Annotated in this window: 9 protein-coding genes; 3 read left to right on the forward strand and 6 right to left on the reverse strand. The window is 59.3% G+C overall.

The genetic code is table 11. The annotated features are described in order from the left end of the window. Positions 1-84: 84 nt before the first annotated feature. The 5 genes from purB to ACM6HV_RS04400 form a co-directional block, all read right to left on the reverse strand. Positions 85-1,455, reverse strand: a complete 1,371-nt coding sequence (gene purB, locus ACM6HV_RS04380; protein WP_027614666.1) for an adenylosuccinate lyase — start codon at positions 1,453-1,455, stop codon at positions 85-87. Positions 1,456-1,582: 127 nt separating this feature from the next. Continuing rightward, entirely contained in the window at positions 1,583-2,206 is a 624-nt protein-coding gene (hflD, locus tag ACM6HV_RS04385; RefSeq protein WP_003223824.1) for a high frequency lysogenization protein HflD, read from the reverse strand. Next, on the reverse strand, positions 2,203-3,327 hold the full coding sequence (gene mnmA, locus ACM6HV_RS04390) for a tRNA 2-thiouridine(34) synthase MnmA (protein WP_003223826.1): 1,125 nt from the start codon (positions 3,325-3,327) through the stop codon (positions 2,203-2,205). Before mnmA ends, hflD begins: the two co-directional genes overlap by 4 nt. A gap of 59 nt (positions 3,328-3,386) precedes the next feature. Then, the gene (locus ACM6HV_RS04395) at positions 3,387-3,833 is read right to left on the reverse strand and encodes an NUDIX hydrolase (protein WP_041073236.1); all 447 of its coding nucleotides are present in this window, start codon (positions 3,831-3,833) and stop codon (positions 3,387-3,389) included. 189 nt (positions 3,834-4,022) lie between these two features. Further along, positions 4,023-6,248, reverse strand: coding sequence for an NADP-dependent isocitrate dehydrogenase (locus ACM6HV_RS04400; protein ID WP_041073238.1), 2,226 nt, complete (start codon positions 6,246-6,248; stop codon positions 4,023-4,025). Positions 6,249-6,728: 480 nt separating this feature from the next. Here ACM6HV_RS04400 and icd point away from each other — a divergent pair, with 480 nt between their 5' ends. Next, the gene (gene icd, locus ACM6HV_RS04405; protein WP_041073239.1) at positions 6,729-7,985 is read left to right on the forward strand and encodes an NADP-dependent isocitrate dehydrogenase; all 1,257 of its coding nucleotides are present in this window, start codon (positions 6,729-6,731) and stop codon (positions 7,983-7,985) included. 79 nt (positions 7,986-8,064) lie between these two features. Here icd and ACM6HV_RS04410 read toward each other — a convergent pair whose 3' ends face one another. Continuing rightward, entirely contained in the window at positions 8,065-8,346 is a 282-nt protein-coding gene (locus ACM6HV_RS04410) for a cold shock domain-containing protein (protein WP_414903598.1), read from the reverse strand. Between the two features lie 224 nt (positions 8,347-8,570). Between ACM6HV_RS04410 and clpS the strand changes: the two genes are divergently transcribed. Continuing rightward, positions 8,571-8,954, forward strand: coding sequence for an ATP-dependent Clp protease adapter ClpS (clpS, locus tag ACM6HV_RS04415; protein WP_011334948.1), 384 nt, complete (start codon positions 8,571-8,573; stop codon positions 8,952-8,954). Positions 8,955-8,984: 30 nt separating this feature from the next. After that, the gene (clpA, locus tag ACM6HV_RS04420) at positions 8,985-11,255 is read left to right on the forward strand and encodes an ATP-dependent Clp protease ATP-binding subunit ClpA (RefSeq protein ID WP_041073244.1); all 2,271 of its coding nucleotides are present in this window, start codon (positions 8,985-8,987) and stop codon (positions 11,253-11,255) included. Positions 11,256-12,036: the final 781 nt, after the last annotated feature.

Raw genomic sequence — 12,036 nt, forward strand, 5'->3', positions numbered from 1 at the left:
GTAACCTATTGAAAAAAAGCATTTTTCAGACGGGAATAAAAACGCCCGGCGCGGCCGGGCGTCTCAAACGGGTCAAGCGGTGAATCAGATGCGTTTTGCTTGCGCCACAGCGTTGCCGATGTAGTTGGCCGGGGTCAGCTGTTTCAGCTCGGCTTTCGCTTCGGCTGGCATGTCCAGGCCGTCGATGAAAGTCTGCAGCGCTTCAGGGCTGATGCCCTTGCCGCGGGTCAGTTCTTTCAGCTTCTCGTACGGGTTTTCGATGTTGTAGCGGCGCATTACGGTCTGGATCGGCTCGGCCAATACTTCCCAGCAAGCGTCCAGATCGGCAGCAATCTTGTCGGCGTTGAGCTCGAGTTTGCTGATGCCTTTGAGGCTGGCTTCGTAGGCAATCACGCTGTGAGCAAAGCCCACGCCAAGGTTGCGCAGTACGGTGGAGTCGGTCAGGTCGCGCTGCCAGCGGGAGATCGGCAGTTTGCTCGCCAGGTGCTGGAACAGTGCGTTGGCGATGCCCAGGTTGCCTTCGGAGTTTTCGAAGTCGATCGGGTTGACCTTGTGCGGCATGGTCGACGAACCGATTTCGCCAGCGATGGTGCGCTGCTTGAAGTAACCCAGGGAGATGTAGCCCCAGATGTCACGGTCAAAGTCGATCAGGATGGTGTTGAAGCGCGCAATGGCGTCAAACAGTTCGGCGATGTAGTCGTGCGGTTCGATCTGTGTGGTGTACGGGTTGAAGCCCAGACCCAGCTCGTCTTCGATGAACGCGCGGGCGTTGGCTTCCCAGTCGATCTGCGGGTAAGCCGACAGGTGTGCGTTGTAGTTGCCCACGGCGCCGTTGATCTTGCCCAGCAGTGGCACGGCAGCGACTTGAGCGATCTGGCGCTCGAGACGGTAAACCACGTTCGCCAGTTCTTTGCCCAGTGTGGTCGGGGAGGCCGGCTGGCCGTGAGTGCGCGACAGCATCGGCACGTCGGCGAAACGGATTGCCAGTTCGCGGATGGCGTTGGCAGTCTGACGCATCAGCGGCAGCATCACGTCGTCACGGCCTTCGCGCAGCATCAGGGCGTGGGACAGGTTGTTGATGTCTTCACTGGTGCAGGCGAAGTGAATGAACTCGCTGACCTTGGCCAGTTCCGGCAGTTTGGCCGCCTGCTCCTTGAGCAGGTATTCGATCGCCTTGACGTCGTGGTTGGTGGTGCGCTCGATCTCTTTGACGCGCTCGGCGTGCTCCAGCGAGAAGTTTTCAGCCAGTTCATTGAGAACGGCGTTGGCCTCGGCGGAGAAGGCTGGCACTTCCGGGATACCGGCGTGGGCGGCCAGGCGCTGGAGCCAGCGCACTTCAACCAGGACGCGGGCACGGATCAGGCCGTACTCGCTGAAAATCGGGCGCAGGGCCTGGGTTTTGCCGGCGTAGCGGCCGTCAACAGGGGAAACCGCAGTGAGCGAAGAGAGCTGCATGGGGTGTTCTCGGACAGTCGGGCAACGAAATGGGGCGCGTATCATACATGAAAAAATCCGCCGGTCCGTTGCCAACTGACCGGCGTATTACGCGCTACAGACTACAAAACTTTTATTGCGCGACGATTTACTCGCTGCGCATCAACGGATAGAGCTCTTTAAGCAGCTTGCGCCGGCTGATCACCAACTGCCAGCGATGGCCGCCGAGCTGGCGCCACAGGCGTGCCGAACGGATGCCGGCCAGCAGCAGGGCGCGGATTTTCGAGGCATTGCTCGGTTGTTGCAGGTTGCGCATGTCGCCATGCACCTGAATCCGCTGGCGCAGGGTGCTCAGGGTGTCCTGATACAGCGCACCGCAAGCCGCGATCACGTTTTCGTGGGCCGGGCCGAAGTGTTCGACCTGTGACTGGATCTGCGGCAAGCGCTTGCCGATGGTGTCGAGCATGTCGTCACGCTTGGCCAGTTGCCGCTCAAGGCCGAGCATCGACAGGGCGTAGCGCAGCGGCTCGCGCTGCAGGGTGCTCGGGTCGCGCTCGAGGGCGCCGATCAATGCCCGATAACCCTCGCGCAGATTGAGGTCGTCGCCGCCGTACACATCCAGTGTGTCTTTCGGGTCGCGTACCAGCAGGCTGCCGAGCATGCAGCTCAGGCCGGCCTCGCTGGTCTGGCCGGTCTTGGCGATGCGGTCGACCAGCACCGCGGCGAGAAACACCCCGCCCAGCGCCGTCAGTTGCTCCTGAGTCGGGCTCATGCCTGGCCGCTCCACGGCTCGGCAACTTCGATCACGCCGCCACCGAGGCAGATTTCACCGTCATAGAACACCACGGACTGACCCGGGGTTACCGCACGTTGCGGTTCGTCGAACACGGCGCGGTAGCCGCTGGCGGTTTTTTCCAGGGTGCAGGCCTGATCGCTCTGGCGATAACGCACTTTGGCGGTGAGGCGCAGTGGCTGGCTCAGGTCGATCGGATTGACCCAGTAGATTTCCGAAGCGAGCAGGGCGCTGGAGAACAGCCACGGATGGTTGTTGCCCTGACCGACGATCAGCTCGTTGGTGTCCAGATCCTTGCGCAACACGTACCACGGCTCGTCGCCGGCATCTTTCAGGCCGCCGATACCCAGGCCCTGACGCTGACCGATGGTGTGGTACATCAAGCCGTGGTGACGGCCGATGACTTCGCCTTCGGTGGTCTTGATCTCGCCCGGTTGCGCTGGCAGGTATTGCTTGAGGAAATCGCTGAAGCGTCGTTCACCGATGAAGCAGATTCCGGTGGAATCTTTCTTCTTGGCGGTCGCCAGTTCGTATTTTTCGGCAATCGCACGCACTTCGGGTTTTTCCAGTTCGCCGACCGGGAACAGGGTCTTGGCGATCTGTTCGCCGCCGACGGCGTGCAGGAAATAGCTCTGATCCTTGTTCGGATCGAGGCCCTTGAGCAGTTCAGTGCGGCCATCGATGTCGCGACGGCGCACGTAGTGGCCGGTGGCGATCAGATCGGCGCCAAGCATCATGGCGTAGTCGAGGAATGCCTTGAACTTGATCTCGCGGTTGCACAGGATGTCCGGGTTCGGCGTGCGACCGGCCTTGTATTCGGCGAGGAAGTGCTCGAACACGTTGTCCCAGTACTCGGCGGCGAAGTTGGCGGTGTGCAGCTTGATGCCGATCTTGTCGCACACGGCCTGGGCATCCGCCAGGTCATCCATGGCGGTGCAGTATTCCGTTCCGTCGTCTTCTTCCCAGTTCTTCATGAACAGGCCTTCCACCTCGTAACCCTGCTCGATCAGCAGGAGAGCGGAAACGGAAGAGTCCACGCCGCCGGACATGCCGACAATGACGCGCTTCTTGGATGTGTCAGAAGGGGCTGGATCACGCATAGGGATTCAATGAGTGTCTTGAAAAAGGACGCGATTCTAGCAGGCTCACGGCCTCAAGGCTAAAGAGAAGGGCGGATCAGTTCGAGACTGAAGTGATGGCCGGCCAGATAGTCGTCGATGCAGCGGATGATCAGCTCGCTGCGCCAGTTGTCGCGTTGAGCGATTAATTCGCTACGGGTCAACCACTTGGCGCCGACGATGCCGTCGTCGAGTTGATAGTCCGGGTGGTGTTTCACCGCTTTGGCGCTGAAGCACACGCGCTGGTAAGTCACGCCGTTGCTCGGCGCGGTGTACAGGTAAATCCCGATCACGCCGGTGGGTTCGACGTCCCAGCCGGTTTCCTCGAGGGTTTCGCGGATGGCGGCGTCGATCAGGGTTTCGTCCGGGTCGAGATGGCCGGCGGGCTGGTTGAGCACGTTACGCCCGGCCTTGTGTTCTTCGACCATCAGGAAGCGGCCATTGTCTTCGACGATGGTGGCGACGGTGATGTGGGGGAGCCATTCCATAGAGTGTCCTCGACGGTAGTGCGGTCAACTGTGGGAGCGAGCCTGCTCGCGAAAGCGGTGGGTCAGTCAACGAAGGTGGTGAATGATAAACCGCATTCGCGAGCAGGCTCGCTCCCACGGGGGATTTTGTGAATTCTGGAAACACAAACCCCGGCGCAGGGCCGGGGTTTGTGATGTTCCCTTACAACCTTAAACCAGCGCAGCAATCGCCGCGTTGAAGGTTGCGCTTGGGCGCATGGCCTTGCTGATCAGCTCGGCGTCGGCGTGGTAGTAACCACCGATGTCCACTGGCTTGCCCTGCACGGCGTTGAGCTCGGCAACGATGGTCGCCTCGTTCTCGGTCAGGGTTTTGGCCAGGGTCGCGAACTGCGCTTGCAGTGCAGCGTCTTCGGTCTGGGCGGCCAGGGCCTGAGCCCAGTACAGCGCCAGGTAGAAGTGGCTGCCGCGGTTGTCGATGTTGCCGACCTTGCGCGATGGCGACTTGTTGTTGTCGAGGAACTGACCGGTGGCCTGATCCAGGGTTTTCGACAGAACCAGTGCTTTCGGGTTGTTGTAGTTCACACCCAAATGCTCAAGGGACGCTGCCAGCGCGAGGAATTCGCCCAGCGAGTCCCAACGCAGGAAGTTCTCTTCAACCAGTTGCTGCACGTGCTTCGGCGCCGAACCACCGGCGCCGGTTTCGAACAGGCCACCGCCGTTCATCAGCGGCACGATCGACAGCATCTTGGCGCTGGTGCCCAGTTCCATGATCGGGAACAGGTCGGTCAGGTAGTCGCGCAGGACGTTGCCGGTCACCGAAATGGTGTCCTTGCCTTCGCGGGTGCGCTGCAGGGTGTACTTCATGGCGTCGACCGGCGCCATGATCTGGATGTCCAGACCGCTGGTGTCGTGATCCTTCAGGTACGCCTGAACCTTCTCGATGACCACGCCGTCGTGGGCGCGCATCGGGTCCAGCCAGAAGATCGCCGGGGTGCTGCTGGCGCGAGCACGGTTGACGGCCAGTTTGACCCAGTCCTGAATCGGCGCGTCTTTGGTCTGGCACATGCGGAAGATGTCGCCGGCTTCAACAGCCTGTTCCATCAGCAGGTTGCCCTTGCTGTCGGTGACGCGAACCACGCCGTCAGCCTTGATCTGGAACGTCTTGTCGTGCGAGCCGTACTCTTCGGCTTTTTTCGCCATCAGGCCAACGTTTGGCACGCTGCCCATGGTGGTCGGATCGAACGCGCCGTTGGCTTTGCAATCTTCGATCACGGCCTGGTAGATGGTGGCGTAGCAACGATCCGGGATCACTGCCTTGGTGTCGTGCAGTTGACCGTCGGTGCCCCACATCTTGCCGGAGTCACGGATCATCGCCGGCATCGAGGCGTCGACGATAACGTCGCTCGGCACGTGCAGGTTGGTGATGCCCTTGTCGGAATTGACCATCGCCAGCGACGGACGCGCGGCGTAGACCGCTGCGATATCGGCTTCGATCTGCGCTTGCTGCTCGGCCGGCAGGGCCTTGATGCGCGCGTACAGATCGCCAATGCCGTTGTTCAGGTTGAAGCCGATCTGGGCCAGCACGTCAGCGTGCTTGGTCAGGGCGTCTTTATAGAACTCGGCAACAATCTGGCCGAACATGATCGGGTCAGAGACCTTCATCATGGTCGCTTTCAGGTGCACCGAGAGCAGTACGCCTTGCGCCTTGGCGCTGTCGATTTCAGCAGCGATGAACGCACGCAGGGCGTTTTTGCTCATCACGGCGCAGTCGAGGATCTCGCCGGCCTGAACGCTGGTTTTTTCTTTCAGGACGGTGGCGGTGCCGTCTTTGGCGATCAGCTCGATCTTCACAGCGTCAGCGGCGTCGATCAGGGCAGCTTTTTCGCTGCCGTAGAAATCGCCGGTGCTCATGTGAGCGACGTGGGACTTGGAGTCTTTGGCCCAAGCGCCCATCTTGTGCGGGTGCTTGCGCGCGTAGTTCTTGACCGACAGCGGGGCGCGGCGGTCGGAGTTGCCTTCACGCAGAACCGGGTTCACGGCGCTGCCCTTGACCTTGTCGTAACGCGCCTTGGCTTCTTTTTCGGCGTCGTTGGTCACGGTTTCCGGGTAGTCCGGCAGGTTGTAACCCTGGGCTTGCAGCTCTTTGATTGCCGCTTGCAGCTGAGGTACCGAAGCACTGATGTTCGGCAGCTTGATGATGTTGGCTTCAGGCGTAACGGCCAGGGCGCCCAGTTCGGCGAGGTGGTCGGCTACGGCTTTGTCGCCCAGTTGCTCGGGGAAGCTGGCCAGGATGCGTGCTGCAAGAGAGATATCGCGGGTTTCCACGGCGATATCGGCCGAGGCGGTGTAAGCCTCGATGATCGGCAGCAGGGAATAGGTGGCGAGGGCTGGAGCTTCGTCGGTGAAGGTATAGATGATCTTCGAGCGGGTGGGCATATTCGGATTAACTCTCTCTTCTTTGCTAAAGCGTGCGCAGAAACTCGAGGGGCGCCGGGTAAGCGCGTTCGTTCAAAGTCATCCATGAACCGAATGTCGAGAATCTTCGCGGTGATGTTGGGTGCATCGTTGAGCGTCAAGCAGTCAGGCTGCGGTAACAACCCGACCAATCAGGCGGAAAGTCTCGTGCTAGAGAGGCCAGCCGTCGTGACCCTTTGGTCAGCGGGCGGCATTATACATAGGTAGCTGGCAATCTGCCGATGGTTCATATGCAACCGGTCTCGTCCATTGGTCTAAAGGTCGCAGGGCGGGGTGGGGCGTAGAGTCGCCGGGAATGCTTGAGTTTGGCGCTTTTCCCTTTGCTTTCAGGCTTGTACGAAACCAGATGTGCCCGCGTCGTGAACAGAGGGTTTGCGTGTTGATTTAACTGGGTTACGCTCGAACCAAGCCAGATGTTCAATCCAAACAATGGAGTTCAGCATGGGTTACAAGAAGATTCAGGTTCCAGCCGTCGGCGACAAAATCACCGTCAATGCAGACCATTCTCTCAATGTTCCTGATAACCCGATCATCCCCTTCATTGAAGGTGACGGCATTGGCGTCGACGTCAGCCCGGTGATGATCAAAGTGGTTGATGCTGCCGTGGCCAAGGCCTACGGGGGCAAGCGCAAGATTTCCTGGATGGAGGTTTATGCTGGCGAAAAAGCGACTCAGGTCTATGACCAGGATACCTGGCTGCCCCAGGAAACCCTGGACGCCGTCAAGGATTACGTGGTCTCCATCAAGGGCCCGCTGACCACCCCGGTCGGTGGCGGCATCCGCTCCCTCAACGTTGCCCTGCGCCAGCAGCTCGATCTCTATGTCTGCCTGCGTCCTGTGGTGTGGTTCGAAGGCGTACCGAGCCCGGTGAAAAAGCCTGGCGACGTCGACATGGTGATCTTCCGCGAGAACTCCGAAGACATCTATGCCGGCATCGAGTGGAAGGCCGGCTCCCCTGAGGCCACCAAGGTCATCAAGTTTCTGAAAGAAGAAATGGGCGTCACCAAGATCCGTTTCGACCAGGATTGCGGTATCGGCATCAAGCCTGTTTCCAAGGAAGGCACCAAACGTCTGGTGCGCAAGGCCCTGCAATACGTGGTGGACAACGATCGCAAGTCGCTGACCATCGTGCACAAGGGCAACATCATGAAATTCACCGAAGGTGCCTTCAAGGACTGGGGTTACGAGGTGGCGAAGGAAGAGTTCGGCGCCGAGCTGCTCGATGGCGGCCCATGGATGAAATTCAAGAACCCGAAAACCGGCCGTGAAGTCATCGTCAAGGATGCCATCGCCGACGCCATGCTCCAGCAGATCCTGCTGCGTCCGGCCGAATACGATGTGATCGCCACGCTGAACCTTAACGGTGACTACCTCTCCGATGCCCTGGCGGCTGAAGTGGGTGGTATCGGTATTGCGCCGGGCGCCAACCTGTCCGACACCGTGGCCATGTTCGAGGCGACCCACGGTACCGCGCCGAAGTACGCCGGCAAGGACCAGGTCAACCCGGGCTCGGTGATTCTGTCGGCCGAGATGATGCTGCGTCATCTGGGCTGGACCGAAGCGGCTGACCTGATCATCAAGGGCACCAATGGCGCCATCAAGGCCAAAACCGTGACTTACGACTTCGAACGTCTGATGGAAGGCGCCACGCTGGTGTCTTCTTCGGGCTTCGGTGAGGCGATCGTCAAGCACATGTAAGAACGGCAGTCGCAACAAAACCGCCCGGCTCGAGTGATCGAGCCGGGCGGTTTGTTTTCTGGCAGGTGTTCGGGTGGCTTCAGCTGGTCACGGATTGGTGGTGAGTGGCTGTCGAGACACTATCTTTTGCGGCCTCGACATTCTGAATTTTTGTGGCGTGCAGGCCTTTGGGCCCTTGCACGATCTCGAATTTGACGATTTGCCCGGCTTTTAGGGTTTTGTACCCGTCCATTTCAATGGCGGAGTAGTGGGCAAAGAAATCGATGTCCTTGCCATCCTCGTCCTTCCCCTCGCGGGAGTCGGTGTTAATGAAACCGAACCCCTTGGCATTGTTGAACCATTTCACCTTGCCGACAGCCATGCTCAAATCCCTCTGCAACAGTCTCCATCGCTGGAGTATCATCCAATTCATCCGCAATCGAATCCGTTAAAAAGATTGACTCCGCGGATCTTTTTTACCCACTGTGGGCTCTATTGGTTGTAACACCGTTTTCCCGATAGTCAAGGTGACCGGGCAGTCGGAGTTGAAAAGGTGTACAGCCGCCCCCACCACTGTATTTGCACAACTGACGAACCTTTCTTTCCATGCATGCAATCAGCCAGATTCGACTAACATTCAATCAGGATCGCCCGCTTCTCCAAAAGGATCTTCCACAGGAGCACGACGACGATTCGGCAGGCGTTGCTGTTCAGGAAGCAAAGCCTGCGTTACAGGCGCCGCCGATGTACAAGGTGGTTTTGTTCAACGATGACTACACACCGATGGATTTCGTCGTCGAAGTGCTCGAGGTGTTTTTTAACCTGAATCGCGAGCTGGCGACCAAGGTCATGCTGGCCGTTCACACAGAAGGACGGGCAGTATGTGGAGTGTTTACCCGCGACATCGCCGAGACAAAGGCCATGCAGGTCAACCAGTACGCCAGGGAAAGCCAGCATCCGCTACTCTGTGAAATCGAGAAGGACGGTTAATCGCCGACCACTTGGGTATGAGGTGAAGCTATGTTAAACCGCGAGCTCGAAGTCACCCTCAATCTTGCCTTCAAGGAGGCTCGTTCGAAGCGTCATGAATTCATGACCGTCGAACACCTGCTGCTGGCCCTATTGGACAATGAGGCTGCCGCCACCGTATTGCGTGCCTGCGGCGCAAACCTCGACAAACTCAAGCACGACCTGCAGGAGTTCATCGACTCAACCACGCCATTGATCCCCGTCCACGACGAAGATCGCGAAACCCAGCCAACCCTGGGCTTCCAGCGTGTGCTGCAACGTGCTGTTTTTCATGTACAGAGCTCGGGCAAACGCGAAGTGACTGGCGCCAACGTGCTGGTTGCAATCTTCAGTGAGCAAGAGAGTCAGGCCGTGTTCCTGCTGAAACAGCAGAGCGTTGCGCGCATTGATGTCGTCAACTATATCGCCCATGGCATCTCCAAGGTGCCGGGGCATGGCGATCACTCTGAAGGTGAACAAGATATGCAGGACGACGAGGGCGGTGAGTCTTCTTCTTCAGGCAATCCGCTGGATGCTTATGCCAGCAATCTCAACGAACTTGCGCGCCAGGGCCGGATCGATCCGCTGGTCGGTCGTGAGACGGAAGTCGAGCGTGTCGCGCAGATTCTCGCGCGTCGACGCAAGAACAATCCGCTGCTGGTGGGCGAGGCAGGCGTGGGTAAAACCGCGATTGCCGAAGGCCTGGCCAAGCGCATTGTCGACAACCAGGTGCCGGATTTGCTGGCCAACAGTGTCGTCTATTCGCTCGATCTCGGTGCTCTGCTCGCGGGCACCAAGTATCGCGGTGATTTCGAGAAGCGCTTCAAGGCGCTGCTCAATGAACTGAAAAAACGTCCGCAGGCGATCCTGTTCATCGACGAGATCCACACCATCATCGGTGCGGGTGCCGCGTCCGGTGGCGTGATGGATGCCTCGAACCTGCTCAAGCCGCTGCTGTCGTCTGGCGACATTCGCTGCATCGGCTCGACCACGTTCCAGGAATTTCGCGGCATCTTCGAGAAGGATCGTGCGCTGGCCCGACGCTTCCAGAAAGTCGATGTCGTCGAGCCGTCGGTGGAAGACACTATCGGTATCCTGCGCGGCCTGAAGGGGCGTTTCGAGCAGCACCACAACATCGAATACAGCGATGAGTCGTTGCGCGCCGCTGCTGAACTGGCATCGCGTTATATCAATGACCGGCACATGCCGGACAAGGCCATCGACGTGATCGACGAAGCGGGCGCCTACCAGCGTCTGCAGCCGGCCGACAAGCGCGTGAAGCGCATTGACGTGCCACAGGTTGAAGACATCGTGGCGAAAATCGCGCGGATTCCGCCGAAGCATGTCACCAGCTCCGACAAGGAACTGCTGCGCAATCTGGAGCGTGACCTGAAGCTGACGGTATTTGGTCAGGACGCGGCGATCGATTCGCTGTCGACCGCGATCAAGCTGTCCCGCGCCGGCCTCAAGTCGCCGGACAAGCCAGTGGGTTCGTTCCTGTTCGCCGGTCCTACCGGTGTCGGTAAGACCGAGGCCGCGCGGCAACTGGCCAAGGCGTTGGGGATCGAACTGGTGCGCTTCGACATGTCCGAGTACATGGAGCGCCACACCGTATCGCGTCTGATCGGTGCGCCTCCAGGCTATGTCGGCTTTGATCAGGGCGGTCTGTTGACCGAAGCGATCACCAAGCAGCCGCACTGCGTGTTGCTGCTCGATGAAATCGAAAAGGCGCATCCGGAAGTCTTCAACCTGCTGTTGCAGGTGATGGATCACGGTACGCTCACCGACAACAACGGGCGCAAGGCGGACTTCCGCAACGTGATCATCATCATGACCACCAACGCCGGCGCCGAGACGGCAGCGCGGGCTTCGATCGGTTTCACTCATCAGGACCACTCGTCCGATGCGATGGAAGTGATCAAGAAGAGCTTTACGCCGGAGTTCCGTAACCGTCTGGACACCATTATCCAGTTTGGTCGCCTCAGCCATGAGGTCATCAAAAGTGTGGTGGACAAGTTCCTTACCGAACTGCAGGCGCAGCTGGAAGACAAGCGTGTGTTGCTGGAGGTTACCGATGCGGCGCGCAGTTGGCTGGCGGCCGGTGGTTACGACTCGGCGATGGGCGCACGTCCGATGGCGCGTCTGATCCAGGACAAGATCAAGCGTCCGCTGGCGGAGGAGATTCTGTTTGGCGAGCTGGCCGAGCATGGCGGTGTGGTACACATCGACATCAAGGATGGTGAGTTGACGTTTGACTTCGAGACTACGGCTGAGATGGCCTGACGGCTGGGATCAAGAGGGCGCCTTCGGGCGCCTTTTTGTTATTTATCGTTTGGTTTTTTGGGTGAATATCCGTTGCTGCGGTAACGGCTGCTTAGGGTTCCGCCCTTACGGCGGGTCACCTTTTCCAAACGCCGAAAAGGTAACCCAAAAGGCTTTACCCTGACGTTCGGCCCTCGCTTAGGCTCGGGTTCCTTCGCTGCGGGATTCATCCGGGGGGGGCAGCGCCTACGGTTTGCTTCGCTGCACCTCCTCTTGCTGTGTTTGGCTGCGCCAAACGGTCGCTGCGCTCCCACCCCCGGATAAATCCCTCCACTCAGCCTGCCGACGGGCCCTCAGATCAAAAGCGGTACTCGAGCTAACGCTCATTGTGTTGAGTGGGGCGGCTTCGCCGCATGGGGTGTGCACGAATAAAATTGTGGGAGCGAGCCTGCTGGCGATGGCGGCCTGACAGCCGACCAATCTCTAACTGATGACACCCGATCCCACTGTGGGAGCTGGCTTGCCAGCGATGGCGGCCTGCCAGCCGACCAATCTCTAACTGATGACACCCGATCCCACTGTGGGAGCTGGCTTGCCAGCGATGGCGGCCTGACAGCCGACCAATCACCAACTGAAAACACCCAATCCCATGTAGGAGCTGCCGAAGGCTGCGATCTTTTGATCTGGCTCTGGCTCTGGCTTTTGATCTTGACTTGGCTTTTGATTTTTTGCCCCTTCGGCAGGCCGAGCGGAGGTGTCCATCAGGGGGTAGGCGCGTAGCGCCATGCGGCGAAGCCGCATG

The sequence above is a fragment of the Pseudomonas sp. IT-P260 genome, assembly GCF_949768395.1.
Lineage (GTDB): Bacteria > Pseudomonadota > Gammaproteobacteria > Pseudomonadales > Pseudomonadaceae > Aquipseudomonas > Aquipseudomonas parakoreensis.

What these genes read in the sequence shown, in the direction of transcription:
- clpA (WP_041073244.1), top strand. Translation starts at nt 8,985, where the DNA reads ATGTTAAACCGCGAGCTCGAAGTCACCCTCAATCTTGCCTTCAAGGAG.
- ACM6HV_RS04395 (WP_041073236.1), bottom strand. Translation starts at nt 3,833, where the DNA reads ATGGAATGGCTCCCCCACATCACCGTCGCCACCATCGTCGAAGACAAT.
- clpS (WP_011334948.1), top strand. Translation starts at nt 8,571, where the DNA reads ATGCATGCAATCAGCCAGATTCGACTAACATTCAATCAGGATCGCCCG.
- icd (WP_041073239.1), top strand. Translation starts at nt 6,729, where the DNA reads ATGGGTTACAAGAAGATTCAGGTTCCAGCCGTCGGCGACAAAATCACC.
- ACM6HV_RS04400 (WP_041073238.1), bottom strand. Translation starts at nt 6,248, where the DNA reads ATGCCCACCCGCTCGAAGATCATCTATACCTTCACCGACGAAGCTCCA.
- purB (WP_027614666.1), bottom strand. Translation starts at nt 1,455, where the DNA reads ATGCAGCTCTCTTCGCTCACTGCGGTTTCCCCTGTTGACGGCCGCTAC.
- hflD (WP_003223824.1), bottom strand. Translation starts at nt 2,206, where the DNA reads ATGAGCCCGACTCAGGAGCAACTGACGGCGCTGGGCGGGGTGTTTCTC.
- mnmA (WP_003223826.1), bottom strand. Translation starts at nt 3,327, where the DNA reads ATGCGTGATCCAGCCCCTTCTGACACATCCAAGAAGCGCGTCATTGTC.
- ACM6HV_RS04410 (WP_414903598.1), bottom strand. Translation starts at nt 8,346, where the DNA reads ATGGCTGTCGGCAAGGTGAAATGGTTCAACAATGCCAAGGGGTTCGGT.